This window comes from Pseudomonas sp. MF09156, assembly GCF_059862305.1.
Map to the genome: position 1 here is coordinate 46,607 of NZ_JCBCUR010000017.1, position 26,860 is coordinate 73,466.

The 26,860-nt window shown below is 62.6% G+C and carries 29 protein-coding genes; 18 read left to right on the plus strand and 11 right to left on the minus strand.

All coding sequences use genetic code 11. The annotated features are described in order from the left end of the window. Nucleotides 1-21 precede the first annotated feature (21 nt). The gene (locus AC19YY_RS25520; RefSeq protein WP_169952554.1) at nt 22-819 is read right to left on the minus strand and encodes a substrate-binding periplasmic protein; all 798 of its coding nucleotides are present in this window, start codon (nt 817-819) and stop codon (nt 22-24) included. A 97-nt stretch (nt 820-916) separates the two neighbouring features. Further along, nucleotides 917-1,540: a TetR/AcrR family transcriptional regulator gene (locus AC19YY_RS25525; protein WP_432754392.1), complete on the minus strand. Its 624-nt coding sequence runs from the start codon at nt 1,538-1,540 to the stop codon at nt 917-919. A gap of 157 nt (nt 1,541-1,697) precedes the next feature. Between AC19YY_RS25525 and AC19YY_RS25530 the strand changes: the two genes are divergently transcribed. The 8 genes from AC19YY_RS25530 (at nt 1,698) to ppnP (ending at nt 10,966) form a co-directional block, all read left to right on the plus strand. Then, on the plus strand, nt 1,698-3,476 hold the full coding sequence (locus tag AC19YY_RS25530) for an acyclic terpene utilization AtuA family protein (RefSeq protein ID WP_500605073.1): 1,779 nt from the start codon (nt 1,698-1,700) through the stop codon (nt 3,474-3,476). A 12-nt stretch (nt 3,477-3,488) separates the two neighbouring features. Further along, nucleotides 3,489-4,361 (plus strand): SDR family oxidoreductase, encoded by an 873-nt coding sequence (locus AC19YY_RS25535; RefSeq protein WP_170042832.1) that lies wholly within the window; start codon nt 3,489-3,491, stop codon nt 4,359-4,361. Nucleotides 4,362-4,364: 3 nt separating this feature from the next. Beyond that, on the plus strand, nt 4,365-5,981 hold the full coding sequence (atuC, locus tag AC19YY_RS25540; protein WP_170042831.1) for a geranyl-CoA carboxylase subunit beta: 1,617 nt from the start codon (nt 4,365-4,367) through the stop codon (nt 5,979-5,981). A 20-nt stretch (nt 5,982-6,001) separates the two neighbouring features. After that, nucleotides 6,002-7,159: a citronellyl-CoA dehydrogenase gene (gene atuD, locus AC19YY_RS25545; RefSeq protein ID WP_170042830.1), complete on the plus strand. Its 1,158-nt coding sequence runs from the start codon at nt 6,002-6,004 to the stop codon at nt 7,157-7,159. After that, a complete protein-coding gene (locus AC19YY_RS25550; protein WP_500605074.1) occupies nt 7,156-7,938 on the plus strand; it encodes an enoyl-CoA hydratase/isomerase family protein in 783 nt (260 codons plus the stop codon). The genes atuD and AC19YY_RS25550 overlap by 4 nt, the downstream gene beginning before the upstream one ends. A 147-nt stretch (nt 7,939-8,085) precedes the next feature. Further along, nucleotides 8,086-10,020, plus strand: a complete 1,935-nt coding sequence (locus AC19YY_RS25555; protein ID WP_500605075.1) for an acetyl/propionyl/methylcrotonyl-CoA carboxylase subunit alpha — start codon at nt 8,086-8,088, stop codon at nt 10,018-10,020. Between the two features lie 70 nt (nt 10,021-10,090). Beyond that, nucleotides 10,091-10,633, plus strand: coding sequence for a 3'-5' exonuclease (locus tag AC19YY_RS25560; protein ID WP_169952571.1), 543 nt, complete (start codon nt 10,091-10,093; stop codon nt 10,631-10,633). A gap of 48 nt (nt 10,634-10,681) precedes the next feature. Beyond that, the gene (gene ppnP, locus AC19YY_RS25565; RefSeq protein WP_169952573.1) at nt 10,682-10,966 is read left to right on the plus strand and encodes a pyrimidine/purine nucleoside phosphorylase; all 285 of its coding nucleotides are present in this window, start codon (nt 10,682-10,684) and stop codon (nt 10,964-10,966) included. 63 nt (nt 10,967-11,029) lie between these two features. Here the strand turns inward: ppnP and AC19YY_RS25570 are convergent, their stop codons facing one another. Further along, the gene (locus AC19YY_RS25570) at nt 11,030-11,836 is read right to left on the minus strand and encodes an MOSC domain-containing protein (protein WP_169952575.1); all 807 of its coding nucleotides are present in this window, start codon (nt 11,834-11,836) and stop codon (nt 11,030-11,032) included. A gap of 91 nt (nt 11,837-11,927) precedes the next feature. Next, nucleotides 11,928-12,863 (minus strand): chemotaxis protein CheV, encoded by a 936-nt coding sequence (locus AC19YY_RS25575; RefSeq protein WP_057960227.1) that lies wholly within the window; start codon nt 12,861-12,863, stop codon nt 11,928-11,930. A 551-nt stretch (nt 12,864-13,414) separates the two neighbouring features. Here AC19YY_RS25575 and AC19YY_RS25580 point away from each other — a divergent pair. From AC19YY_RS25580 to AC19YY_RS25590, 3 genes are all read left to right on the plus strand, one after another. Then, nucleotides 13,415-13,864 carry a hypothetical protein gene (locus AC19YY_RS25580; protein WP_169952581.1) on the plus strand — a complete coding sequence of 150 codons (450 nt, stop codon included), beginning with the start codon at nt 13,415-13,417 and terminating at the stop codon, nt 13,862-13,864. Between the two features lie 332 nt (nt 13,865-14,196). After that, on the plus strand, nt 14,197-15,090 hold the full coding sequence (locus AC19YY_RS25585; RefSeq protein ID WP_170042827.1) for a sensor histidine kinase: 894 nt from the start codon (nt 14,197-14,199) through the stop codon (nt 15,088-15,090). After that, on the plus strand, nt 15,087-15,746 hold the full coding sequence (locus AC19YY_RS25590; protein ID WP_169952586.1) for a response regulator: 660 nt from the start codon (nt 15,087-15,089) through the stop codon (nt 15,744-15,746). Before AC19YY_RS25585 ends, AC19YY_RS25590 begins: the two co-directional genes overlap by 4 nt. On the opposite strand, the gene yegS is transcribed toward AC19YY_RS25590, so the two are convergent. The 3 genes from yegS to moaB all read right to left on the minus strand — a co-directional run bounded on the left by yegS (nt 15,730) and on the right by moaB (nt 18,469). Further along, a complete protein-coding gene (gene yegS / locus AC19YY_RS25595) occupies nt 15,730-16,632 on the minus strand; it encodes a lipid kinase YegS (protein ID WP_169952589.1) in 903 nt (300 codons plus the stop codon). The genes AC19YY_RS25590 and yegS overlap by 17 nt on opposite strands. 87 nt (nt 16,633-16,719) lie before the next feature. Beyond that, nucleotides 16,720-17,946 (minus strand): molybdopterin molybdotransferase MoeA, encoded by a 1,227-nt coding sequence (locus AC19YY_RS25600; protein WP_432754399.1) that lies wholly within the window; start codon nt 17,944-17,946, stop codon nt 16,720-16,722. Further along, nucleotides 17,930-18,469 carry a molybdenum cofactor biosynthesis protein B gene (moaB, locus tag AC19YY_RS25605; RefSeq protein ID WP_029298095.1) on the minus strand — a complete coding sequence of 180 codons (540 nt, stop codon included), beginning with the start codon at nt 18,467-18,469 and terminating at the stop codon, nt 17,930-17,932. The genes AC19YY_RS25600 and moaB overlap by 17 nt, the downstream gene beginning before the upstream one ends. A 76-nt stretch (nt 18,470-18,545) precedes the next feature. Here moaB and mobA point away from each other — a divergent pair, with 76 nt between their 5' ends. Then, nucleotides 18,546-19,148 (plus strand): molybdenum cofactor guanylyltransferase MobA, encoded by a 603-nt coding sequence (gene mobA / locus AC19YY_RS25610; protein ID WP_170042826.1) that lies wholly within the window; start codon nt 18,546-18,548, stop codon nt 19,146-19,148. A gap of 81 nt (nt 19,149-19,229) precedes the next feature. After that, nucleotides 19,230-19,451: a YgdI/YgdR family lipoprotein gene (locus AC19YY_RS25615; protein WP_029298091.1), complete on the plus strand. Its 222-nt coding sequence runs from the start codon at nt 19,230-19,232 to the stop codon at nt 19,449-19,451. A 68-nt stretch (nt 19,452-19,519) separates the two neighbouring features. On the opposite strand, the gene AC19YY_RS25620 is transcribed toward AC19YY_RS25615, so the two are convergent. From AC19YY_RS25620 to AC19YY_RS25630, 3 genes are all read right to left on the minus strand, one after another. After that, the gene (locus AC19YY_RS25620) at nt 19,520-20,410 is read right to left on the minus strand and encodes a pseudouridine synthase (protein ID WP_500605076.1); all 891 of its coding nucleotides are present in this window, start codon (nt 20,408-20,410) and stop codon (nt 19,520-19,522) included. A gap of 48 nt (nt 20,411-20,458) precedes the next feature. Then, nucleotides 20,459-20,794 carry a transcriptional regulator gene (locus AC19YY_RS25625; protein WP_500605077.1) on the minus strand — a complete coding sequence of 112 codons (336 nt, stop codon included), beginning with the start codon at nt 20,792-20,794 and terminating at the stop codon, nt 20,459-20,461. A 75-nt stretch (nt 20,795-20,869) separates the two neighbouring features. Then, the gene (locus tag AC19YY_RS25630) at nt 20,870-21,106 is read right to left on the minus strand and encodes a glutaredoxin family protein (protein ID WP_169952603.1); all 237 of its coding nucleotides are present in this window, start codon (nt 21,104-21,106) and stop codon (nt 20,870-20,872) included. 148 nt (nt 21,107-21,254) lie between these two features. On the opposite strand from AC19YY_RS25630, the gene AC19YY_RS25635 reads away from it, so the two are divergent. Then, nucleotides 21,255-22,991, plus strand: coding sequence for a cation:proton antiporter (locus tag AC19YY_RS25635; RefSeq protein ID WP_500605078.1), 1,737 nt, complete (start codon nt 21,255-21,257; stop codon nt 22,989-22,991). On the opposite strand, the gene AC19YY_RS25640 is transcribed toward AC19YY_RS25635, so the two are convergent. After that, nucleotides 22,978-24,186: an ammonium transporter gene (locus AC19YY_RS25640; protein WP_169952608.1), complete on the minus strand. Its 1,209-nt coding sequence runs from the start codon at nt 24,184-24,186 to the stop codon at nt 22,978-22,980. The genes AC19YY_RS25635 and AC19YY_RS25640 overlap by 14 nt on opposite strands. Nucleotides 24,187-24,541: 355 nt before the next feature. Between AC19YY_RS25640 and AC19YY_RS25645 the strand changes: the two genes are divergently transcribed. The 4 genes from AC19YY_RS25645 to AC19YY_RS25660 all read left to right on the plus strand — a co-directional run bounded on the left by AC19YY_RS25645 (nt 24,542) and on the right by AC19YY_RS25660 (nt 26,841). Further along, complete coding sequence (locus tag AC19YY_RS25645) at nt 24,542-24,856, plus strand: ElaB/YgaM/YqjD family protein (RefSeq protein WP_029298079.1); 315 nt, start codon at nt 24,542-24,544, stop codon at nt 24,854-24,856. Between the two features lie 2 nt (nt 24,857-24,858). Next, the gene (locus AC19YY_RS25650; RefSeq protein ID WP_169952610.1) at nt 24,859-25,245 is read left to right on the plus strand and encodes a phage holin family protein; all 387 of its coding nucleotides are present in this window, start codon (nt 24,859-24,861) and stop codon (nt 25,243-25,245) included. Beyond that, nucleotides 25,242-25,583, plus strand: coding sequence for a hypothetical protein (locus tag AC19YY_RS25655; protein WP_170042825.1), 342 nt, complete (start codon nt 25,242-25,244; stop codon nt 25,581-25,583). The genes AC19YY_RS25650 and AC19YY_RS25655 overlap by 4 nt, the downstream gene beginning before the upstream one ends. Nucleotides 25,584-25,677: 94 nt before the next feature. Further along, a complete protein-coding gene (locus AC19YY_RS25660) occupies nt 25,678-26,841 on the plus strand; it encodes an EAL domain-containing protein (RefSeq protein ID WP_169952614.1) in 1,164 nt (387 codons plus the stop codon). Nucleotides 26,842-26,860: the final 19 nt, after the last annotated feature.

Consider the following 26,860-nt stretch of genomic DNA (forward strand, 5'->3'; position numbering starts at 1 on the left):
TTTAAGGCGCAGGTGTCGCGATCAGGGCGCGTCAGCCACCGGCAGCACATCGATGCGGTACGGTTCGAAGATCTTCACCAGTTCGCCGCTGTCGCGCAGGCCCTTGAGCAACGCGGCAAACGCCGGGCCGCTGATCGCCGCCTTGGGCCGCAGCAATGCATAGTGGTGGTAGACCTGATCAATGCGCTCCGACACCAGGAACTGCCCGGCGGTGTCGACATTGCGCACCATGAAGTCGCTGAGGTAGGAGCGCGTCACTAGGGCGATATCCGCGCGGCCACGGGTGACCATCAGCAAGTTGCTGTCATGGGAATAGGTCAACGTGGCGTTGAACTGCGCGGCCATGGCCTTGGGGTCGGGGTTGAAGTTGGCAAAGGCGTAGTGATAACCGCTGAACACCGCCAGGCGCTTGCCCCTGAGGTCGGCGAAATACGCCTGGTCACGACCGGACTGGCGCTGGGCGACGAAAATCTCGGCGTCCTCCAGGCCCATGTCAACGCTGGTATGGGCAATATCCTGCCATCCCCACTGCGGGTTCTCGAAGATGGCCATGTCGACCCGACCCTGCTCGAAATCACGAAAGCGCCGGGGGATGGAAGTGGGTACCAGTACAAACTGGTAGTCACTCTGCGCACGGTTCAGTGCCTCCAGCAGTTGCGGCAGCAACCCGGTGTCGGCACCCTGCTCCGGGCGCACGGTATATGGCGGAAAATGCGCGGCACCGATCCGTACCAATTGGGCCGCCCAAACCTGCGTCTGCCACAAGGTGCCCATCGCCAACACTGTAAGTCCTGCAGCCAGCCGCCATGGCGAAAACATCAGGCACGCACCGTTCAAATCTGAATCTCGCTAAGCTAGGCGTTTTTGCCTGTAGAGACAACTTTCTACCCGACAATTAATGACCTGCGCTCCCCGCTTAATCGGCCTGGAGCACCAGCAGCAACGCCTCGTCGGCCAATTGTTCGAGGGTCATGCTGCCCTGGGCGCGGAACCAGGTCGTGGTCCAGGACAACGCCCCGGTCAGGAAACGCCGGGTGATAAACACGTCGCCCTTGATATAACCCGCCTGCTTGGCCTCGCCCAGCACTTGCAGCCAGATGTCTTCGTAGACATCGCGCAACGCCAGCACCTGGGCCTGCCCTTCTGCCGACAGCGAACGCCATTCGTACACCAGCACCGCCATGGCTTCGCCGCTGCCCCCCATGATCGACTGCAACTCGCAGCGAATCAGCGCCAGCACCCGCTCGCGCACATTGCTCGCTTGGGCCAGGGAGGCGCGCATCATCGCGGTGTTGTAGTGGATGGTTTCCTCCATCACCGCCCGCAGGATTTCGTCCTTGCTCTTGAAGTGGTGAAAGATGCTGCCGGACTGGATCCCCACCGCACTGGCCAGGTCACGCACGGTGGTGCGTTCAAAACCCTTGTTGCGAAACAGGTGAGCCGCGGTCTGCAGCAGCTTGCCCCGGGCGCTGTCGGGGTCGGTCAGTTGCCCGCCGTCCACCATGCTGCGCATTACCTCCAGGGCTTTTTGCTCGTCCATGCTGCTCTCCTCAACTACTTTGATTGCGTCATGGCCGGCAATTTAGGCCGTGACAGCCACCCAAGCAAGCGCTTGGGCAGAAGTTGTGCTCCCAGTTTACAAACCAAGCGCTTGCTTGGTAGTCTCGACCCAGCGATTTTCCAGAGAAGGACTTCCCATGGACAAGACCGTTCGTATCGGCTGCGCCAGTGCATTCTGGGGCGACACCAGTACCGCCGCCGCGCAGTTGGTGCAAGGCGGCGCGCTGGACTACCTGGTGTTCGACTACCTGGCGGAAGTGACGATGTCGATCCTCGCCGGGGCGCGGATCAAAGACCCCCAGGCCGGATACGCCACGGATTTCATCGAAGTGCTGGCGCCCTTGCTCGGCGATATCCAGCGCCAGGGCATCCGGGTGATCAGCAACGCCGGTGGCATCCACCCCAAGGCCTGCGCCGCCGCCTTGCAGGCCGCCTGCGACCAGGCCCGGGTGCCGCTGAAAATCGCCGTGGTGCTGGGCGACGACCTGCAACCACAGTTCAAGCAACTGCAGGGCATCGAGGATATGTTCAGCGGCGCGCCGTTGCCGGCGATGTGCGTGTCGACCAACGCCTACCTTGGCGCACCGGGCATCGTCCAGGCCCTGCAACTGGGCGCCGATATCGTCATCACCGGGCGCGTGGTGGACAGCGCGGTGGTCAGCGCGGCCCTGGTGCATGAATTCAACTGGGCGTGGCAGGACTACGACCACCTGGCCCAGGCCGCGCTGGCCGGGCATATCATTGAATGTGGCGCGCAGTGCACCGGCGGCAATTTCACCGATTGGCGCCAGGTGCCGGACTACGAGCACATCGGTTTTCCGATTGTCGAAGTCAGCGCCGACGGCCAGTTCACTATCAGCAAAGTGCCGGGCACAGGCGGCCTGATCAGCCAACTGAGCGTCGCCGAACAACTGCTGTATGAAATCGGCGACCCGCGCGCCTATCTGCTGCCGGATGTGATCTGCGACTTCAGCCAGGTCACCCTGGAACAACAAGGCGAAAACCGCGTGCGCCTGCGCGGCGCCAAGGGCCTGGCACCCACCGACCAGTACAAAGTCAGCGCCACCTACCCCGACGGTTTTCGCTGCACCGCCAGTTGCCTGCTAGCCGGCATCGATGCGGTGGCCAAGGCCGAGCGGGTCAGCCAGGCGATCATCAACAAGACCTCGCAGCTGTTCAGCCAACGCGGCTGGGCGCCCTACAGCGAGGTCAACATTGAACTGCTCGGCAGCGAAGCCACCTACGGCGCCCACGCCCGGCGCCAGGACTGCCGCGAAGTGGTGCTCAAGCTGGCGGTGCGCCACCCCAGCAAACAGGCGCTGGTGCTGTTCGCCCGGGAAATCGCCCAGGCAGCCACCGGCATGGCGCCGGGCCTGACCGGCATTGTCGGCGGCAGGCCCACGGTGTACCCACTGATCCGCCTGTTTTCATTCCTGATCGACAAGAGCGCGTGCCGTCTGAGCGTCGACTTCCAGGGCCAGTCCCACCCCTGCGAACTGCCTGCCAGCGCGGCCCTGGGTACGCCCCGCGCGCCCCTCGACCCGCCCAAGCCCGAAGGCCGCGCCGATGCCAGCGTGCCCCTGGTCAAACTGGCCGTGGCGCGCTCCGGTGACAAGGGCAATCACAGCAATATTGGCGTGATTGCGCGGCGGCCCGAATACCTGCCGTGGATCGCCGAAGCATTGACCCCAGAGGTGATCGTCGACTGGATGAGCCATGTGCTCGACCCGCTGCACGGGCGCGTCGAGCGCTGGTACCTGCCCGGCAGCCACAGCCTCAACTTCCTCCTGGAAAACGCCCTGGGCGGCGGCGGTATCGCCAGCCTGCGCATCGACCCGCAAGGCAAGGCCTTTGCCCAGCAACTGCTGGAAATCCCGATTGCCGTGCCCCGTCACCTCGCCGATCAACTCACCTAAGGAACTCCTGCCGTGGCCTTCGACTCGATCTTCAAAGCCGACCTGTTCCAGGGGCAAACCATTATCGTCACCGGCGGCGGCAGCGGGATTGGCCGTTGCACCGCCCATGAGCTGGCGGCACTCGGCGCCCATGTGGTGCTGGTGGGGCGCAAGCCGGAAAAACTGCAACAGGTCACCCAGGAAATCAGCGAGGACGGCGGCCGCGCCAGTTGGCAGGCCTGTGATATTCGCGATGAAGAGGCAGTGAAGGCGCTGGTCAGCCAGGTCATCGAAGCGCACGGGCCGATCCACGGCCTGGTGAACAATGCGGGCGGCCAATACCCCTCGCCCCTGGCGTCGATCAATCAAAAAGGTTTTGAAACCGTGTTGCGCACCAATCTGGTGGGCGGTTTCCTGATGGCGCGGGAAGTGTTCAATCAGTCGATGAGCAAACACGGCGGTGCCATCGTCAACATGCTCGCCGACATGTGGGGCGGCATGCCCGGTATGGGCCACTCGGGCGCGGCGCGCGCGGGGATGGACAACTTCACCAAGACCGCCGCGTTCGAGTGGGGTTACGCCGGGGTGCGGGTCAACGCAGTGGCGCCGGGCTGGATCGCCTCCAGCGGCATGGACACCTACGAAGGCGCATTCAAGGCAGTGATCCCGACCCTGCGCGAACATGTGCCACTCAAGCGCATTGGCACCGAATCGGAAGTCAGCGCGGCGATTGTGTTTTTGCTCAGCCCCGCCGCCGCGTTCGTCAGCGGCAGCACGCTGCGCATCGACGGTGCGGCCAGCCTCGGCAGCCGCGCCTGGCCGCTGCACAAGGCCCAGCCGCCGAGCCCGTCGTTCAATGGTTTTCACCGCGCCTACCTGCCGGATGTGCTCAAGGAGGGCCAATAAACCATGCCGGTCATCGACTCCCAACTCGACACCCACAGCCCGCAGTTCGCCCAGAACCGCGAGGCCATGCTCAGCGCCATCAACCACCTGCGCCAACTGGAACAGAACCTGTTGGACAAGGCCGCCGAGGCCAAGGGCAAGTTCGACAAGCGCGGTCAACTGCTGCCCCGTGAGCGCCTCAACCTGTTGCTCGACCCCGGCGCTCCCTTCCTCGAACTGGCGAGCCTGGCCGGCTATAAGCTGCACGACGACAAGGACGGCAGCGCCGCCGGTGGTGGGCTGATTGCCGGTATCGGTTATGTCAGCGGCGTGCGCCTGCTGGTGGTGGCCAATAACAGCGCAATCAAGGGCGGGACGATCTCCCCCAGCGGCCTGAAGAAATCCCTGCGCCTGCAACAGATCGCCATGGAGAACAAACTGCCAGTGGTGACCCTGGCCGAAAGCGGCGGCGCCAACCTGAATTACGCAGCGGAGATTTTCGTCGAAGGCGCGCGCAGCTTTGCCAACCAGGCGCGGATGTCGGCCATGGGCCTGCCGCAGATCACCGTGGTGCACGGCTCGGCTACGGCCGGCGGGGCCTATCAGCCAGGGCTTTCGGATTACGTGGTGGTGGTGCGCGGCAAGGCCAAGCTGTTCCTGGCCGGCCCGCCGCTGCTCAAGGCCGCCACCGGCGAAGTGGCCACCGATGAGGAACTGGGCGGCGCCCAGATGCATGCGCAAACCGCCGGCACCGCCGAATACCTGGCACAAAACGACGCCGATGGGGTGCGTATCGTGCGCGAGATTGTCAGCCTGCTGCCCTGGGACGACCGGCTGCCGCCCCAGCCGGCGCGGGCCTATGCCGAGCCGCTGTATGCGATTGAGGAACTGCTGGGCTTGATCCCCGAGGACCCAAAAAAACCCTACGACGTACGGGAAATCATCGCGCGTATCGCCGACGCCTCCAACTTCCTGGAGTTCAAGGGCGAGTTCGATGCCCACACCGTCTGCGGCCACTTGCAGATCCAGGGCCGGGCCTGCGGGTTTATCGGCAACAACGGCCCGATCACGCCCAAGGGCGCGAGCAAGGCCGCGCAATTTATCCAGCTGTGCGACCAGAGCCAGACGCCGCTGCTGTTTTTCCACAACACCACCGGGTTTATGGTGGGCACCGAATCCGAACAGCAAGGCGTGATCAAGCACGGCGCGAAGATGATCCAGGCGGTGGCCAATGCCCGCGTGCCCAAGCTCACGGTGGTGGTCGGCGGTTCCTACGGCGCCGGCAACTATGCGATGTGCGGCCGTGGCCTGGACCCACGCTTTATCTTCGCCTGGCCCAACAGCCGCACCGCCGTGATGGGCGGCGCCCAGGCCGGCAAGGTGCTGCGCATTGTCACCGAGGCCAAGCAGTTGAAAGACGGCCTGGTGCCCGACCCCAAGGTGCTCGACATGCTCGAACAGGTCACCGCGCAGAAACTCGATAGCCAGTCCACGGCCCTGTATGGCAGCGCCAACCTGTGGGACGACGGGCTGATTGACCCGCGGGACACCCGCACGCTGCTGGGCTACCTGCTGGATATCTGCCAGCAAGCCCAGGTGCGCCAATTGCAACCCAACAGCTTCGGCGCCGCGCGCTTTTAACGATCAGGAGAACAATAAAAATGATCTTCACCCAGGAACACGAAGAGCTGCGCCGTACCGTACGGGGTTTTGTCGAACGCGAGATCAACCCCCACGTCGACGACTGGGAAAAAGCCGGGCGCTTTCCCATCCACGAGATTTTCCGCAAGGCCGGCGACCTCGGCCTGCTGGGCATTTCCAAGCCTGAGAAGTTCGGCGGCATGGGCCTGGACTACAGCTACTCGATTGTCGCCGCCGAAGAGTTCGGCACCATCCGCTGTGGCGGTATCCCCATGTCCATCGGCGTGCAGACCGATATGTGCACCCCGGCCCTCGCACGTTTTGGCTCCGATGAGCTGCGCGATGAGTTCCTGCGCCCGGCCATCAGCGGCGAACAAGTGGGCTGCATCGGCGTCTCCGAAACCGGTGCCGGCTCCGACGTGGCCGGCTTGAAAACTCACGCCCGCAAGGACGGCGACGACTACGTGATCAACGGCAGCAAGATGTGGATCACCAACTCCCCCAGCGCCGACTTTATCTGCCTGCTGGCCAATACCTCGGACGGCAAGCCCCATATCAACAAGTCGCTGATCATGGTGCCGATGAGCACCCCCGGGATCAGCGTCAGCCCGCCCCTGGAAAAACTCGGCATGCACAGCTCGGAAACCGCCCAGGTGTTTTTCGATGATGTGCGCGTGCCCCAGCGCAACCGCATCGGCCATGAAGGCGCGGGGTTCATGATGCAAATGCTGCAATTTCAGGAGGAACGGCTGTTTGGCGCGGCCAATATGATCAAGGGCCTGGAGGCCTGCGTCGACAGCACCATCGCCTACTGCAAGGAACGCCAGACCTTCGGCAAGGCCCTGATCGACAACCAGGTGATCCACTTTCGCCTGGCCGAGCTGTCCACCGAGATCGAATGCCTGCGCGCGCTGGTCTACCAGGCCACCGAGCAATACATCAAGGGCCAGGACGTGACGCGGCTGGCCTCGATGGCCAAGCTCAAGGCCGGGCGCCTGGGCCGCGAAGTCAGCGACAGCTGCCTGCAATACTGGGGCGGCATGGGCTTTATGTGGGACAACCCGGTGGCCCGCGCCTATCGCGATGTGCGGCTGGTTTCGATTGGTGGCGGCGCCGACGAGATCATGCTGGGGATCATCTGCAAACTGATGGGCACGCTGCCGGGGAAAAAGTCGTGAAGGCCTGTGAAACCCTGGTGCTGGAACCGCACAACGGCGTGCTGCACATCACCCTCAACCGCCCGCAGAGCCGCAATGCCATGAGCGTGCAGATGGTCAGCGAACTGCGCGCAGTACTGGCGGATGTCGCGCCTGACGAGCAGGTGCGGGCATTGGTGATCAGCGGCGCCGGCGGGCACTTCTGTGCAGGCGGCGATATCAAGGACATGAGCGGCGCGGGCAGCCGTGAAGGCTTGCGTGATCTGAACCGGGTGTTTGGCGCGCTGTTGCAGGAAGTCGAAGCCCTGCCGCAGGTGGTGATTGTGGTGTTGCAGGGCGCGGTGCTGGGCGGTGGGTTTGGCCTGGCGTGTGTCAGTGACATCGCCATCGCCGATCACCAGGCGCAGTTCGGCTTGCCGGAAACCAGTTTGGGCGTGCTGCCGGCGCAGATTGCGCCGTTTGTGGTGCGGCGCATCGGCCTGACCCAGGCCCGGCGCCTGGCGCTGACTGCGACGCGGTTTGACGGGGTCGAGGCGCAGCGCCTGGGGCTGGTGCATTTTGTCGAGCATGACCCCCAAGGGTTGGCGCAGCGCCTGGATGAGGTGTTGGGGCAGGTATTGCGTTGTGCACCGCGCGCCAATGCGCAGACCAAGGCGCTGTTGCTCCAGAGCCTGGATCAACCGTTGGAACTGCTGCTGGATCAGGCTGCCGATTGGTTTGCTGAGGCGGTGACGGGGGAAGAAGGAATCGAGGGGACGCGGGCGTTTGTTCAGAAGCGCAAGGCCAGGTGGGTGAGTTGATCTTGAAAACACCACATTCCCTGTGGGAGCTGGCTTGCCTGCGATGCGGGCACCTCGGTCTGTCAGGGATACCGAGATGATGCAATCGCGGGCAGCCAGCTCCCCCACAAGCCAGCACCTGCGCAACCAATCAAACAGGGACCGAAAATGCCCAGTTTCAATAAAATACTGATCGCCAACCGCGGCGAAATCGCCTGCCGGATCCAGCGCACCGCCCAAGCCCTGGGCTACCGCACCGTGGCGGTCTATAGCGAGGCCGACGCCGACGCCCTGCACGTACACATGGCCGACGAAGCCGTGAACATCGGCCCAGCCCCGGTGCAGCAGTCGTACCTGAACATCCCGGCCATCCTCGAGGCCGCACGCCTCACCGGCGCGGACGCGGTGCACCCAGGCTATGGCTTTCTCTCGGAAAACCCGGAGTTCGCCAAGGCCTGCCTCGCCGCCGGCCTGGTGTTCATCGGGCCCAGTGCCCACGCCATCGAGTTGATGGGCAGCAAGCGCCTGTCGAAAATCGCCATGCTCGCCGCTGGTGTGCCGTGTATTGCCGGCTACCAGGGCAGCACGCAGGACGACGCCACCCTGCAAAGCGAAGCCGAGCGCATCGGTTACCCACTGATGATCAAGGCCAGTGCCGGCGGCGGCGGACGCGGCATGCGCCTGGTGCACACGGCTGCGCAGTTGCTCGAACAACTGCACACCGCACGCTCCGAAGCCCTCAATGCCTTTGGCAGCGACGAGTTGATTCTGGAGCAGGCACTGATCGCGCCGCGCCATGTGGAAATCCAGCTGTTCGGCGACGCCCACGGCAACCTGATCTACCTGGGCGAGCGTGATTGTTCGGTGCAGCGCCGCCATCAGAAGGTCATCGAAGAAGCGCCCTGCCCGGTCATGACCAGCGAGCTGCGCCAGGCCATGGGCGAAGCGGCGCTCAAGGCCGGGCGCGCCGTGGAGTATGTCGGCGCCGGCACCGTGGAGTTCCTGCTGGACCGGGACGGACGCTTCTATTTCCTGGAGATGAACACCCGCCTGCAGGTGGAACACCCGGTCACCGAACTGATCACCGGCCTGGACCTGGTGGACTGGCAACTGCAAATCGCCGCCGGCCAGCCCCTGCCCTTGCGCCAGGAACAAGTGACGCTGAGCGGGCACGCCATGGAGGTGCGCCTGTACGCCGAGGACCCGGCCCAGGGTTTCCTGCCACAAACCGGCGAGGTACTGCGCTGGGAGCCGGCTGCCGGGGTGCGGGTCGATCATGGCTTGCTGGCCTCCCAGCGCATCAGCCCGTTTTATGACCCGATGCTGGGCAAGATCATCGCCCACGGCGCCACCCGCGAAGAGGCGCGGCGCAAGCTGCTGCGCGCGGTGCAGGACTGCGTTCTGCTGGGGATCGCCAGCAATCAGCGCTTACTGGTGGACTTGCTCGAGCACCCGCAGTTTGTCGCGGCGGATTTCAGCACCGGGTTCATCGCCGAACACTTCAGCGACATTGCCCGCCCCGCCATCAGCGACGAACAACTGGCAGTGGCCGCCGCACTGTTCTATCGGCACAGCGCGGCAGCGCATCACCCTGCCCTGGCGGGCTGGCGCAACAATGCCAGCGTGCCCTGGACCTATCGCCTGGGTGTTGATGAGCAGCGTCATGAGGTCAGCGTGCGGGTATTGGCGGACGATCACGTGCAAGTCGGCGCTGTCGATATCCACATCAAGGGCAGCGACGGGCGCTGGGCCAGCCTGGTCATCAACGGCATCCGGCGGCGGCTTGCCTATCACCTGCAAGGCTCCCAGCTCTGGCTGTTGTACTCAGGTCACAGCCTGTGCGTGAGCAACCAGACGCAAACCGTGGCCAGTCGGGAAGCGGCCGCCAGCAGCGGCACGGTCAAGGCGCCGATGGACGGTGCCATCACCCTGCTGCAGGTGCAGGAGGGGGATGTGGTCAGCAAGGGCCAACTGTTGCTGGTGCTTGAAGCGATGAAAATGGAGCACCCGCTCAAGGCGGGGATCGATGGGGTGGTCAAGGCCATTGCAGTCACCGCCGGCGATCAAGTGCGTAATCGCCAGGTATTGCTGCAGATCGAGTAGCCCTGGGCGGAACTACCAGGCTTGGCTACGCTCTATCCCCATCAGAAAGGGATGAGTACGGGAACCTGCGATGCCTGATTGGCTGATTATTGATCTTGAAGCCACAACGGATGACGGCGGCTGGCCCGTGTCGGAGATGGAAATCATCGAGATCGGCGTGAGCCTGGTCAACCGCCAGGGCCGCGAGCTGGACCATTTCCAGCGCTTCGTGCGGCCCTTGCGCCGGCCATTGTTGACGCCGTTCTGCCGCCAGTTGACGCACATCAGCCAGGCCAATATCGACAGCGCGGCGCCCTTGACCGAGGTCTGGCCACTGTTTGAGCGCTGGCTGGGCCAGCATCATCCGCGCCTGGAAAGCTGGGCCAGTTGGGGTGACTATGATCGCCAGCAACTGGAACTGGAGTGGCAGCGCCATGGCCTGGCCAGCGTGCTGGCCCAGACGCCCCATGTGAACCTCAAGCAACGCTTCGCCAAGGCCCGGCGCCTGGACAAGCCATTGGGGCTCAATGGCGCCTTGCAACTGGCGGGCATGCAGTTCAACGGCCAGCAACACCGGGCACTGGAAGATGCGCGCAATACGGCGCGTTTGCTGCCGTTGATTTTGCCCGTGTAGAAGGCATACTGGCCGACCTTTCTTGCCCCTTTTTTCGAGGATTCACCCATGTTCAAAGTCAATGAGTACTTCGACGGCACCGTCAAGTCGATCGCCTTCGGCACCCCTGAAGGTCCGGCGACCATCGGCGTCATGGCCCCGGGTGAATACGAGTTCGGCACCGCCCAGCGTGAAATCATGCACGTGGTCTCGGGCGCGCTGACCGTCAAGCTACCAGGCAGCGACAGCTGGGAAACCTTCGCCGCCGGCAGCCAGTTCAATGTGCCTGCCGACAGCAAGTTCCAGCTCAAGGTGGCTGTAGACACCGCCTACCTGTGCGAATACCGCGGCTAAGCCTTTCCCGCGCACAAAAAAATGCCCGTCTCGCTGAGACGGGCATTTTTCATGGGGCCTGGGTTACTCGAGGATCGTCACCGGCATACCGACTTCCAGGTGGCCCACCCCGTCATTGACCAGGTTCTGGCCGAACATCACGCCATCGGGCTCCTTGCGGTAGGTTTCCAGGGTCGCCAGCGGCTGGCGGTCGGCGCTGCGCTCACCCGTTGCCGGGTCGATGGTGGTGAGGATGCACCGCGAGCAGGACTTGACCACCCGGAACTCTACCTCCCCGATGCGCAGGCGCTTCCAGCCGTCCTCGGCAAAGGCCTCACTGCCTTCGATCACCAGGTTGGGGCGAAAGCGCAGCATTTCCATGGGCCGGCCAATGCGCTGCGACAAGTCGTCGAGGGACGCCTGGCCGATCAGCAATAGCGGGAAACCGTCGGCGAATGCCACCTGGTCATCATCCTTGCCATAGCCGGCCGCCGTGGTGCGCGCGCGCTCCAGGGGCACCTGCACCAGGCGGGTCGGTTTGCCGATAAAGTCGCTGACCCAGCGCGCGGCTTCATCGCCGGCATCGGGAACCCGCAGGGTGTCGCGCCAGATGGTCACACCGCGCAACTCGGCGTCAGCGCCGGGCAATGCCACGTCCAGCGTGGGCTGGCCAGCAGCACTCAAGGTCAGGCCTCCAGCGCCGTTCCAGAGGGCCGACAACTGACTCATCTGCGCTACTGCGCGCTGGGTCAGGAAGCGCCCGCTGGCCTCGTCCACCAACATCCAGCGTCGATCCCCGTCCAGCCCCAGTTTATCCAGGCCGATATGCGCCAAGGTCTCTGCCTTGCCCGACTTCAAGGGGTACCGATACAACGCGCTGAGACGAAGCATGAGCCTGGGTTCCTGTGAACAAAAACGTCACCCTATACGAGCACGCTGCCAGAATCAAAACTTCCCCGGTCGGCAACGTGGCCAGAAGGTATCAGGCTGGGACTTCGTCCAGCATCAGGCGCTGGCGCACCACATCCACCAACTTGTCGGGCTGGAATTTGGAGAGGAAGTTGTCGCAACCGACCTTCTTCACCATCGAATCGTTGAAGCTGCCGGACAACGAGGTATGCAACACCACATAGAGGCCACGCAGGCGCGGGTCGTTGCGGATCTCGGTGGTCAGGCGGTAGCCGTCCATCTCGGGCATTTCGGCGTCGGTGAAGATCATCAGCAACTTGTCGGTCATTACCTGGCCGCTGTCCGCCCACGCCTTGAGCATGTTCAAGGCCTTGAGGCCATCACTGGCGATATGCATCTTCACCCCCAGTTGACCCAGGGTGTCACGCAGTTGCGACAGGGCCACGTTGGAGTCATCCACCAGCAACACTTCGCGGCCACGGGCACGTTCGAGGACCGGGTCCTCGAGTTTTTCCCGGGAGACCTTGGCGTTGTAGGGCACGATCTCGGCGAGGACTTTTTCCACGTCGATGATTTCTACCAACTGCTCATCCACCTTGCTGATGGCCGTGAGGTAGTGCTGGCGACCGGCGCTGGCCGGCGGAGGCAGGATCGACTCCCAGGTCATGTTGACGATGCGGTCGACGCCGCCCACCAGGAAGGCCTGCACCGAGCGGTTGTACTCGGTAACGATAATGGTGCTGTTGGGCCCCGGCACCAGCGGACGCATGCCGATGGCCTGGGACAGGTCGATCACCGGCAGGGTCTGGCCGCGCAGGTTGACCACGCCGCAGACAAACGGGTGGCGCTGTGGCATCAGGGTCAGCTTGGGCAACTGCAGGACTTCCTGCACCTTGAACACGTTGATCGCGAACAACTGACGCCCGGCCAGGCGAAACATGAGGATCTCCAGGCGATTCTCACCCACCAATTGCGTGCGTTGATCTACCGTGTCGAGAATGCCAGCCATTGAAGACTCCTGGGTGTGCTGAAAGATTTGCTGCCTACTGGAGAAGGTTATCGGCAGACGGCGCCAGACCTTGACCCTGGGTAAAATGCCACGTAAATGCATTGATGTCACACTGACATCATGCTTTACTGGCATCACCTCCCATCCGGGAGTCAAGCGGCGCCGCCAGACCCTCAAACGGTCACAAGGTTCCGTCATATAGGGGATTCCCCTAGTCGCAATCAGGTCCAACCTGATATTCGCAATATCCAATAGCCATTAATGTGACGCCATTCTCATTGCATGAATGGAGTCAGGCTTTTGTTTGCTATCGCAAGCCCGCGGCCCAAGGGCCTTCCAGGCGTTATCGCCTGGGCAATCGAAGTCATGCGAACGCCCCTGGTTGTTTCCACTGCACGCAGCGCCAGCCATCGCGACGCTGATCACTCAAATAAAAGTACTACTCAAAATTCAGAAACGAACTACAGATTCCGGTCATATTTCGGCGCTAGTTTGAAGCCGTTGCTACGGTGCTACATCTCATTATCTGACCGTATGTTGTGGAGACTTTCATGATGAACGACGGTAAAGAGTGGCAAGACGCACTTCCCGAGTTCCTCCTGGAGGCAGAAATGCTGCTGGCCAAGTCAGAGGAATGCCTGAGCCACCTGCATTTGATCCGCAACGATAACGACGCCATCGATTGCATGAAAAGCAGCTTGGTCAAACTTGCCGAAAAAGCCGATGCCATGGCGCTGCCAGCCATTGGCAATTTTTCCCGGCACATCCAGGACCTGATCAGCAACGCCCAAAGCCCGATGCAACTCCACGACGCGGCACTTGCCGCCCTGCATGACTGCCTGACGCTACTGGCCTGGCAGTTGGAATTGATCGATATCAAGACCGGTAAACTCAGCCTGGACGACGCCGAGCAAACCATCTTGATTGAAACCGTTGCCCAGCAGATTCCCCAGAAGGACGCTGGCACGCACTTTCGCCAATCCTTGCACTGCGCCTCCTAAACCTTTCGTGCGATTAAGCCAGGCCGCCAGCGGGCGACCAACTAAGTCTGCGGAAGGTATTTAGCCAGCCAACTATCAATAAGCCTGTATTGGTAATAACGATGCAAGTCTCGTTTAATAGTACAACTTGGGCTCGCTGAACTAAGTACTGCACAGGCGACCAACGGTAATTGTTGGTGGTACTATTACCGCGCTCGACGTGGCTGCCCCAGATGTAAGAAAATCCGAGAAGCCCCTCGAACCAACACCCAACTCACTCGCTTTCCAAACAGAGCCCGGCCAGCGGTCATGACCGGTCTACCCGCAGCGAACCTCCATCGGCTCCATCTGCTATGTACGCCAGCCCCAAGTCACTTATCGCCAGGTTCGTCTCCCCGGGCACTACCCGTTGGGTCACGCTTGGCCTGTGCCTGTGCGCGACCCTGGTCAGCCTGTGGGTGTATGCCCACGAAGCGCCGCTGCCGATATTTTTGCTGCTGCTCAACCTCGCCGCCCTGGCCGCAGCGGGCCTGCAGCGATGGCGCTCGCGTAAATCGATCAAGTTCCAGCCCCAGGAGTTGGCCGACCGCCTGTTGCAGGTCCAGGAAAACGAGCGTCATCGCCTCAGCCGCGAATTGCACGACGATATCGGACAATTGCTGACCGCCGCCAAGCTGCAAAGCGATTGGCTGCAGCGCCGCCTCCCGACAGAATTGCAGGAACAGTGCGGCGTACTGTGCAACACCCTCAACGAAACCCTGGCCAAAGTGCGCGACGTGTCGGCCATTCTCAACCCACGGCAACTCACCAGCCTGGGCCTGGAAGCGAGCCTGCGCGCGCACCTGCTCAAGACCCTGGAAAACACCCCGGTGCACTGGAGCCTGGAATGCCAGCAACGCCTGACCGGGATTCCGGAAGAGATGGCCGTGGCAGCCTTCCGTATTACCCAGGAGGCCGTGACCAACATGCTGCGCCACGCCCAGGCGCGCAACCTGCTGGTGCGCCTGCGACGCTTGCCTCAGGGGCTCTCGCTGTTTATCAGCGATGACGGCCAGGGCTTCTCGCCCGCCACCGACCCAGGCCTTGCAGGGCAAAGCGGGATGGCGGGCATGTCCGAGCGCATTGATCAACTGGGCGGCCTGCTGACGGTCAATAGCCAACCCGGCTTTGGCACGCGGATCGAAGCGCTGTTCCCCTGGGCGCCGCGCACCCTCGAGCGGGCCAGTCCCCCTAAGGTTCTAGAGTGACCTGCAATTTACTCCTGGTAGATGACCACGCACTGATCCGCGCCGGCGTGCGCGCGCTGATCCTCGATATCCCCGGCTATGCGGTGATTGGCGAAGCCAACGACGGCGCGCAAGTGCTCGCACAATTCGACGCCTTGCAGCCCGATATCGTCCTGCTGGATTTGTCGATGAAGCACACCAGCGGCCTGGATGCGCTGCAGCAACTCAAGCACGCCTACCCCAAGAGCAAGGTGCTGATCCTTTCGATGCACACCGACCCGCAATTGATCATGCGGGCCCTGGAGGCCGGTGCCCACGGCTACCTGCTCAAGGACACCACCGCCAATGAGCTGGAACACGCGCTGCTGGCACTGCGCAACAACGAGCGCTACCTGAGCCCGGCGATCGCCCACACGGTGATCAACCAGGCCTTGATCCACAGCCAGTCACACCCGGCACCTCCTACACAGCGCCACAACCTGACGGCACGCCAGCTGGAAATCCTGCGCCTGATCGTGCGCGGCAAGTCCACCCGGGAAATCGCCCACGGCCTGGGCCTGAGCATCAAGACCGTGGAAGCCCACCGCTCGCAGATCATGAAGCGCTTGCAGATTTTCGATGTGGCCGGCCTGGTGCTGTTTGCCGTGCGCGAACAAATCATCAGCCTGGACGATTAGCCAGCAACGGCGAATCCACCGGCAAGTGCACCTGCAAGGCCTTGGGCAAGGCGCAAAAACGCAGGTCATCGCCTTTGAGCGGCTCGCCATCGAGGTTGATGTCCAACCCTTCGGCCACCTTGATCTCCACCCACGGCAGGCGTGCCCGTACGAACAGGTTGTCCAGGCCCCAGCCGTCGGTCATCAGGCTGCGCAAGGTGCCGACCACTTCCTGGGGCGCGGGCAGGATGCTGATATCCAGCAGGCCATCATCGGCCAGGGCGCCCGGGCACAGCTCATGGCCGCCCCCGGCCTGGCGACCGTTGCCGATGCCCAGGGCCAGCAACTCGCCGCGCCAATGGAAGTCCGGGCCCACCAGTTCCCCATAGGCAGCCCGCAGCTCGCTGAAACGCGACAGGCCGGTGAACAGATAGGCCGCGCCACCCAATACCTTTTTCAGGTCTTCGGAGGTGTTGGCGGTGACCTGGCTGCCAAAGCCGCCGGTGGCCATATTGAGGAAAACCTGCCCGCCCACCTCCCCCAGGTCGATGGCTTGCGGCGCCACGTCCAGCAGCTCCAGCGCCAGGCGCGGCTCCAGCGGCACCCCGGCCGCCCGGGCGAAGTCATTGGCGGTGCCCAGGGGCATCAGCACCAGGCTGGCGTCAGTCTTGGCGCGTGCCATGGCCTCGGCCACGTCGCGCAACGTGCCGTCGCCGCCGCCCGCGATCAGGCGTGTGTAGCCGGCATCCAGGGCTTCACCTACCAGGCGCTGGGCATCGCCACCCTCCCAGGTGACACGCACCGCCAGCTCCCACCCCTGCTCGCGCTTGCCTTGCACTGCCGCCCGCACGTCTTCGTTGAGGGCTTGCTTGCCGTGCAGAATCAACAGTGCCTTGGGTTTGCTCATGGGGTGAAGCTCCTATCGTTGGAGGGGACCTGAGGGATGTTGACCTTCGGCAGTCAGAAAAAAGCCATTGGGCTGTAAATTAATTCTTCAGCCCAATACTTCACTCAGGGGAATGAAGTTCACCCGGTCACCGATGGCCAAGGTGCTGCCTTCGCGTACTTCCACCAAACCCTCGGCCCAGGCGGCACTGCGCAATACGCCGGAGCTCTGGTTCTGGTAGATCACCGCCCGCCCTTGCTCCAGGCGCCCGCGCAGGTATTCGCGACGGTTGCCCGGCTTGGCCCAGACGAACCCCACCGGCACCTCGAAACGCAGGGGCTGCACCACCTCGACCCCCTGGCGGCGCAACAGGTATGGCCGTGCCAACAGGGCGAACGTGACCAGGGTGGACGCCGGGTTCCCCGGCAGACCGATCACCGGCACGCCGCGAAAGTGGCCGAAAGTCAGCGGTTTGCCAGGCTTGATCGCCAGCTTCCACAAGGCCAGTTCGCCCTCCTCGCGCAGTGCGATACCGAGGAAATCCGCCTCTCCCACCGAGACCCCGCCGGTGGACAAAATCAGGTCCACCGAACCCAGTGCGCCGAGGCGGGTACGGGTCAGTTCCAGGTCATCGGGCAGGATACCCGCGTCGATCACCTCGCAACCCAGGCGTTGCAACCAGCTGCACAACACCCGCCGGTTGCTGTTGTAGATCTGCCCCGGCCCCAGCGGCAGGCCGGGCTCGATCAATTCGTCGCCCGTCGACAGCACCGCCACACGCACGCGCCGCACCACCGCCAGGCGGTCGCGCCCCAGGGAGGCCGCCAGGCCCAGTTCAATCGGGCCGAGCCGCGTACCCGCCGTCAGGACTTCTTCGCCGACCGTAGTCTCCTGGCCCTTGGGCCGGATGTTTTGCCCTACGTGCAGCGCCTGGGTGAAGCCCACGCGCTGGTCGGCTTGCACCTCGGCGTTTTCCTGCATTTCTACGCAGTCGGCGCCTTGCGGGACCGGGGCGCCGGTGAAGATCCGCGCGCAGGTCCCCGCCGCCAGGGGCTCCGGGGCTTGCCCGGCGAAAATACGCTGGCTCACCGGCAGCGGCTCACCCGTCCAATCGGCAGTGCGCAAGGCGTAGCCGTCCATCGCACTGTTGGGCCAGGGCGGCAGGTCAAGGGTGGAGACCAGCGCCTCAGCCAATACGCGCCCGTCGCACTCAGCCAATGGCAGGTATTGCTGCTCACGGATTGGCGCGGCCTCGGCCATGTTCAACAAGCGCTCAAGTGCTTCTTCTACCGGCATCAACGCGCCGGTCTTGCCCGGCTTATCCACGGGATTCACACGGTTCGGCCAGCTTGAGGTGCGGCACAAAATTGCACGGGCGATGGCGGGCATCCAGTTGTTCGGCGAGAATCCCGTCCCAACCGGTACGCACCGCGTTGGTGGAGCCCGGCAGGCAGCACACCAGGGTGCCATTGGCCAGGCCGGCCAGGGCGCGGGACTGCACGGTGGAGGTGCCGATATCAGCCACCGAGATCTGCCGGAACAGCTCGCCAAACCCATCCACCTGCTTGTCCAGCAGGCAACTGACAGCTTCCGGGGTGCTGTCGCGGCCGGTAAAGCCGGTACCGCCGGTGATCAACACCACTTGCACCACGTCCTCGGCGATCCAGTGCGCCACTTGCGCACGGATTTTGTAGAGGTCATCTTTGAGCAGTACCCGCTCGGCCAGGCGGTGGCCGGCCGCGAGCAGGCGGTCAACGAAGACTTGCCCGGAGGTATCGGTTTCCAGGGTGCGGGTATCGCTGACGGTCAGTACAGCGATGTTAAGAGGTACGAAAGGCGCATCAGCCTTGGCTTTCATGGCTCGGTCCGGTTGTCTAAGAAACAGCCCGATGTTATATCACAGGCCCCTATTTCACTGCCTGCGCGGAGCCGTCATGCCATTCAATTCTTCGCCCCTGCCCTGCTCGATCCTGTTGCTGGCCGGCGGTCGCGGCCAGCGCATGGGCGGCCTGGACAAGGGCCTGCTCGACTGGCACGGGCAACCGCTGATTGCTCACCTGCACCAGTTGGTGCGGCCGTTGACCGATGACTTGATCATCTCCTGCAACCGCAACCAGGTGCAGTACGCCGCCTATGCCGACCAGTTGGTAAGCGACGACAGTCCGGACTTCCCGGGCCCCTTGGCCGGTATCCGCGCCGGGCTGGCCGCCGCGCGCCATGAACATCTATTGATCTTGCCCTGTGATGTGCCGCACATCGATGGGCAGTTGCTGGCAGACCTGCTCGACACCGCACGGCAACACCCACAGGTGCCGGTGATGATCCGCCATGGCGAGTTCTGGGAGCCTTTGCTCTGCGTCATACCGACGCGCCTGCGCGGTGATGTGGAGCGCGCCTGGCAGGCTGCAGAGCGCAGCCCGCGCCAGATCCTGCTGAAACTGGGGGCAAAGGCGCTCGAATGCGCCGAAAACGATCCGCGCCTGGCCAACCTCAATACACCAGAGTTGTTGCACCCACGCCCCGGCGTGTCAGAATGAGTGCTAGAACAAGGAACTTTGCCGACGTTGCACACGTCACAAGGTCAGAACTCAACACAGCATTACTCTCGGAGAAGACTCATGACTCAACGGACCATCGCCGCTCTCATGCTTGCACTGGGCCTTGCCACCCTCGCCGGTTGCGCCTCGCCAACAGTGATCACCCTGAATGACGGTCGCGAAATCCAGGCTGTCGACACCCCTAAATTCGATCAGGATTCGGGCTTCTACGAATTCGAACAACTGGATGGCAAGCGTACCCGCATCAACAAGGATCAGGTTCGCACCGTTAAAGACCTGTAAGTCTTAACGCCAGATACAACAAAGCCCGCTTTTGAGCGGGCTTTGTTGTATCTGGCGCGTGGGAAATATCACCAGTCCAGCACGATTCTGCTGCTGAAACTGCGCTGCTCGCCGGTTACCGGGTCGATAAACCGTACACCCTGGGCCAGCAACTTGAGCGGGTTGGCGTAGTCATCCACGGCATCCTTGATGACCTCGGGATAAAACGGGTCGTTGCAGATGCTCGCGCCCAGCGCCGTCATATGCACGCGCAGTTGATGTTTCTTGCCGGTCACCGGAAACAGGCCATAGCGCCACAGGTCGCCGTTTTCTTCGCGCACCTGCACCGCCGTTTCCGTGTTGCTTGCACCGGGCCCTTCCTGCATGCGGAAGAACGGTTCGCCCTCCACCAGGCGACTCTTGTGCACCAGCGGGAATGTCAGCGCAGGCAAGGCCGGGGCAATGGCTTCGTAGATTTTATCGATCTGGCGGGTAGGGAACAGTTGCTGATACGCCGAGCGGCTTTGCGGGTTGGCCGAGAACAACACCAGCCCTGCGGTATGGCGATCAATGCGATGCAGCGGCACCAGCGACGGGTTATCCAGGCTACGGATCAGGCGGCGCAGTAAAGTCTGCTCGACATATTCGCCGGCGGGCGTCACTGGCAGGAAGTGCGGCTTGTCGGCCACCACCAGATGCTCATCGGCGTACAGGATGGTTTCCTGCACCGGGATCGGTTTTTCATCCGGCACTTCGCGAAAGTAGTGGATGCGCAAGCCTTCCTTGTAGGCCAGATCCACGGCGATGGGCTGGCCGTTGCCATCCAGCACCCGGCCACGGGCGATGCGGTCCAGCCATTGCTCGCGGCCGATGGCGCGAAAATGCTCGCACAGGCAATCGAGTACCGTCACCCAGGGGCCAGGCGGCAGGTACAAGGTACTGGCTTGGTTCTGGGCAGCGGAAAAACCGGTATCGGACATGCGTACGCTCAAGGCCTGGAAACAAAGGGGGCATTATCCCCCAGAAGCTCAAGCCCTGACTAATTTGGCCCGCAACACCGGCGAAGCACTGGCAGCCTCGGTGAATTCCTTGAGCCAGCGCAGCACGTCCACCGCCTCCCAGCGGCCAGGGTCGTACAAGGCGTACAGCAAGCCCTGGTATCCCACCACGTCCAGTTGCTTGTGATAACCGGCGCGCTGGAACAATGCTTCGATTTCGGCAAAGCAGGTATTGAAATGCACTTTGTTGAACGGCGTCTTGCCTTCCGTGACCAGGCCATCGAGCCGCAGTTCATTCACCGCATCGCGCACGACGTCGACAGACATGCGGTTGACGCTGCTTTTCAGTTGTTCGACATTCACCACGGGCGTTCCCTCTCACTCAATCGCTGTACAAACATACAGTAACCGAATAATCAGCAACCTGCCATGGGGATGGCGCTAGATTAGAAAGGCGACCACCTGTTCAGTGTCGAACGGCCAACCCAGTTCCGCCCCGGTATCCACCCGGCGCAGCACCGGAATACTTAGGCCGTAGGCTTCGAACAGTGCTTCGGAATCAGCGATATCCACCAACTCGACCAACAGCCCATGTTCGACCAACGGCATGATTTCATCTTCGGCAAGCTCACACAGATGGCAGCCCAGGGTGCCGAACAACTGGCATTCAGGAGGCATGATGTACAGACCCGATAAGAAACAGGTCCTCATTCTAGGCCGCGGGAAAAACCTCGTCGAGTCATGCCATAGACCTGATCCAGATCACGATGGCCTATAACTGATTCAGCGATTCTCGCGGCTTTTTTCCTGCAACACCCCGACGGAGATGTCTGTGTTTGCCAACCTGCTGATCATTCTTGCCTCATCCCTGGTCGTCATTGCACTGTTCCGCCGGCTGCAACTGCCGCCGGTGCTCGGCTACCTGTGCGTGGGCCTGGCCGTCGGGCCAACCGCCCTGGACTGGGTCAATGACAGCGAAGACCTGCCAGACCTCGCCGAACTGGGCGTGGTGTTCCTGCTGTTTTCCCTGGGCCTGGAGTTTTCCCTGTCCAAGATGCTCAGCCTGCGCCGGGTGGTGTTTGGCCTCGGCAGCCTGCAAGTGTTGTGCTGCGCCGTGGTGCTGGGCGCCTTGCTGCTATTGATGGGCATATCGCCGGTGGCCGCATTGCTGCTGGGGGCAGGGCTCGCGCTGTCATCCACCGCGATTGTGAGCAAGGAGCTGACCAGCCTGGGGGAGATTTTCAGTAGCCATGGGCAAAACGCAATAGGCGTGCTGTTGTTCCAGGACGTGGTCGCGGTGCTGTTGCTGACCCTGGTGCCGGTGTTCGCCGGCAGCAGCGAGCAGGCCTGGTACTGGGCTCTGCCGCTGACCCTGGGCAAGACCGTGGTGCTGTTCCTCGGCCTGCTGCTTGCAAGCCGTTGGCTGCTGCCGCGCCTGTTCCACGAAGTGGCCGCCTCGCATTCGGCGGAGCTGTTCGTACTGCTGGCCCTGGTGATCGTGCTACTCACGGCCTGGCTCACGCACCTGCTGGGCCTGTCGCCGGCCCTCGGCGCGTTCCTGGCGGGCATGCTGCTGGGGGAAAGCCATTACCGGCACCAAATCGAAGCGGATATCCGACCGTTTCGCGACATTCTCCTGGGGCTGTTCTTTGTCAGTATCGGCATGCTGATCGACTTGCAGCTGTTCATCAGCCACAGCCTGCAGATCCTCGGGCTGACCCTGGCGCTGATGTTGATCAAGGGCTGCATCGTCGCCGCGCTGGTCAAGCTGCGCGGCAGCGACAGCGAAACCGCCTGGCGCAGTGGCCTGGCGCTGGCCCAGGGCGGCGAGTTCTGCTTTGCGCTGATGGCGCAGATGCAATTGAGCAATATGCTGCCCGGCGAAATCAGCAGCCTGCTACTGGCAGCGACGTTCTGCTCCATGCTGCTCACGCCCCTGCTGCTGCGGGCCGCGCCCGCGATCGCGCTGCGCCTGCATCGCAAACCCAACCAGCAAGTGCAACTGGAGGCCATCACCGCGCTCAATGCCGAGCTACGCGGGCATGTGGTGATCTGCGGCTATGGCCGGGTCGGTCAATCCATCGGGCGTTTCCTGCGCCGTGAACAACAAGCGTTCATTGCCCTGGACGATGACCCCGAGCGCGTGCAGGAAGCCGCCACCGAGGACAGCAGCGTGCATTATGGTGATTGCCGGCGCGGTGCCCTGCTCAGCGCCGTCGGCCTGGAGCGCGCGCGCCTGGTGGTGATTGCCGTGGACAATAGCGACGTGGCCCTGGCGGTGCTCAAGGAAGCACGGCGGATCAACCATAAAGTGCCGATCCTGGTGCGCACCCGCGACGACAGCCAGCTGACTGAACTGAAAGCCGCCGGGGCCAGTGAAGTGGTGCCCGAGCTACTGGAGTCAAGCCTGATGCTCGCCTCGCACGCGATGATCATGCTCGGCCTGCCCGACCAGCAGGTGCGCGACCGGGTCGACGAAGTGCGGCGCAACCGCTACCGCTTGCTCCACGGTTTCTACCAGCACACCGACGACAACCGTGCAGCCCCGATCAATCCTGACTGACGGCGCCAATCTTATGGATCGACAAGTCCGCGCCGTAGTACTCCTCTTCCTGGCTCAAGCGCAGGCCGCAGATGCGCTTGAGCACGCCGTACACCAGCAACCCGCCAGCCAGGGCCACCACCACTCCCAGGGCGGTGCCGATCAACTGGCTGATCAGGCTTACGCCGCCCAACCCACCCAAGGCGCTCTGGCCGAAAATCCCGCAGGCAATCCCGCCCCACACGCCACACAGGCCATGCAGCGGCCAGACACCCAGCACATCATCGATCTTCCACCGGTCCTGGGCCGCGATAAAGCACCAGACGAACAAGCCGCCAGCCACCACACCGGTAACCAGCGCGCCCACCGGATGCATCAGGTCGGAGCCCGCGCAGATTGCCACCAGCCCGGCCAACGGGCCGTTGTGCAGGAAGCCCGGGTCATTACGCCCGATCACCAGTGCCGCCACGGTGCCGCCCACCATGGCCATCAGCGAATTGACCGCCACCAACCCGCTCACCCCGGACAAGGTCTGCGCGCTCATGACGTTGAAACCGAACCAGCCGACGATCAATATCCACGAACCCAGCGCCAGGAACGGGATGCTCGAAGGCGCGAACGCCACCAGGCGCCCATCGCGATAGCGGCCCTGGCGTGGGCCCAGCAGCAACACCGCCGCCAGCGCCAGCCAACCACCCATGGCGTGCACCACCACGGAACCGGCAAAGTCGTGGAACGTCGCACCAAAGGTCGCCAGCAACCAGGCTTGCAGGCCGAAGTTGCCATTCCACACCATGCCCTCGAAAAACGGGTAGATGAACGCCACGATCAACGCCGTGGCACACAGCTGTGGAACAAAGCGCGCCCGCTCGGCAATCCCCCCGGAGATGATCGCCGGGATGGCCGCTGCGAAGGTCAGCAGGAAGAAGAACTTCACCAGGCCGTAGCCATGGTCGGCACTGAGCACCGCGGCCGGCTGCATAAAGCTGACCCCATAAGAGATCCAATAGCCTATAAAGAAATAGGCCAGGGTCGAGACCGCAAAGTCACTGAGGATTTTCGACAACGCGTTGACCTGGTTCTTCTGCCGTACCGTCCCGACTTCCAGGAACGCGAAGCCGGCATGCATCGCCAGGACCATCACCGCGCCGATCAGAATAAACAGCGTATTGGAGCTGTGGACCAAGGTGTCCACCGCGCTTTGCACATTTTCCATGGGGATTGGCAGGCCTGCAGTTGAGGAAAAAGCACCAAAGCAGTTCATCGCCCTACGATCGCGCACTAAATTGGCACTGCGTGCTCTACCCTTCTACAGAGGATATGAACCGCTTTGGCGCGACGACTGTTGAAGACAGCAATGACTTGCGGGTTTTTCCACGGGTTTTAGTGATTTAGGGTAAGGTTTTTCAAGGCTTTGGCCGAAACCGCCCGCATTGCGCGCAAACCTTTGGGCTGGCGCACCATGGCAAAGCAAAAGCTGTACCAGACAATTGCAGTGAACCTTCAGCAATGCCGGCGACTCTCAAGCAAAACCCCGTTCAAGCACCAGACAGCCACTCACGGAGATAACCATGGCCAGAAAAACGGCGAAGACTGCTCAAGAAATACTGATGGAAGATTTCCAGACCCTGGTCAGCGATACCGAAAAGCTGCTGGATGACACCGCGATTCTGGCCGGTGACCAGGCTGATGAACTGCGCTCGAAGATCCACGACAGCCTGCTGCAGGCCCGGGAAACCCTGAAATTGACCGAAGATTCCCTGCGCGAACGCGGCAAGGCGGCGGTCACCGCCACCGAGGATTATGTACAGGCCAACCCTTGGCAATCCGTTGGCATCGCTGCCGGCGTGGGCTTTCTGATCGGCCTGCTGGCTACAAGGCGCTAATCATGTCTATCGGCGAAACCGGCTCGTCCACGGGCCCAAGTTCCTCATCGCGGCGCCTCGGCGCGGCTGTCCTGGGCTTGCTGCACAGCCATGTCGAGCTGTTCGGCATCGAGTTGCAGGAACAGAAGGCACGCACCGTCAGCCTGCTGCTGTTTGCCGGACTGGCACTGGTGTTCGCCCTGTTGCTGCTGGTGGGGTTGTCGGCGCTGGTCATGATCCTGGTCTGGGATACCTATCGCCTGACCGGGATCATCAGCCTATGCGTGTTTTACGTACTCGCCGCAGCGTTCTGCGGGTTGCGCTTGAAGGCCGCGGTGTTCGATGAATCCACGCCTTTCCACGCCACCCTCGAAGAGTTGGCCAACGACCGGGAGCGCCTGCTGCCATGAGCCTGACTGAACTGCCGCAAACCAATTCCCGGCGGGAAATGCGCAAGGCCTTGATCCGCCTGCGCATGGAAATGCACCGCCAGGAAATTCGCCACGAGTCCCAGCAATTGCTGCTGCCCTTGCAAAAGGTGCGCAACCTGGGCCAAAGCTGGCAGGACGGGTTCGGGATCAAACATGCGCCGCTGTGGGGCGTCGCCGCTGTGACCCTGCTGGGATTCTTCACCGGCAAAGGCGCCAAGGGTGGCAGCATCGGCACCATGACCCGCCTGGTAAGGCTCGGTGCGGGGCTGATTCCCTTGATCAAGCTCGCGATGCAGGGTGCCTCCCGCAAGTCCTGAGACAATTGGCTGCATTCTTGCAAACGGATCAGGCCCGGTTCCCTCCCTACAGGTACCGGGCTTTTTTCATGCCGAAGCACCCTAAGGAGGCTCTGTGATTGACGGGCAACCGCTCGCCTGTTTCCAACCATTTATCGACACCGCCACCGGGCGCATTGCCGGGGTGGAAGCACTGGGCCGCCTGCGCCAGGCAGATGGCCAACTGCACTCGGTCGGCCCACTGTTCGCCGATGCCCGCACGCCCACTTCGGCGCTGCGGCGCCTGGATCGCAAGATCCGCGACAACGCCCTGAGCCGCCTGCATGAAGCGCCTGAAGACTGGTTCCTGAGCCTCAATATCTCGCCACGCTGGATCACCCTGCTGCGACCGGGTCAAGCCCTGCCCAGCCTGAAACAGCTACACGCCCATGACGTCGATCCAAAGCGCATCGTGTTTGAGATCACTGAACTGGGAGGCGACAGCCAGCGCCTGGCCGAGGTCGTCGCCCGCTACCGCGAGGCGGGAGCGCGGATTGCCATTGATGACTTTGGTGCCGGGTATTCCCAACTGGATCGGGTCCTTGCCCTGCGCCCGGATATCCTCAAGCTGGATATGCGCCTGTTCCAGGCAGCGGCCCTCGGCGGACCCAGCGGTGAGGTGGTGCGCGCCCTGGCGCAAATGGCGGAAAAAACCGGATGCTGGATCATTGCCGAAGGCGTGGAAACCGAAGCGCAACTGCGCTTTGCCCTTGAATGTGGCGCACGGTATGTCCAGGGCTACCTGTTTGCCCAGGCGCAACTGGAGTGGTTCGCCGCCGACGCATTCGTCCCGCGTTTCGCCGTGCTGCGCCAGGCTTACGTGCAGCACAAACTGGCCGAGCGCGGGCGAATCATGCTGCTGCGCCAGCAACTGATCGAACTGATGCAGATCCTGCAAGGCTGGGCGCTGGCCCAGGAGCCTCTCAGTCAATTGCCCTGGCTGCCGGGCTTTCCCCGGCTGCTGCGGTTTTATCAGTGCGATCGCCACGGCACCCAACTGACCCCCAACTTCGAGTGGCGCCAGGATGCCTGGCAAGCCGACAGCCACTACCTGGGCCACAACTGGTCATGGCGCCCTTACTTCTATCACCTGCTGGCCGAAGGCTGGGAGGAACGCCGTTTGATTCTGTCCAGTACCTACCGCGATGCCACGACCAATCAATACTGCCTGACAGCAGGACAATTCTTCGATAACGGTCAGCGCCTGCTGTTAATCGATATTGACGCCGCCGGCCTGTAGTTTTTCGCTTGCTCCAGGC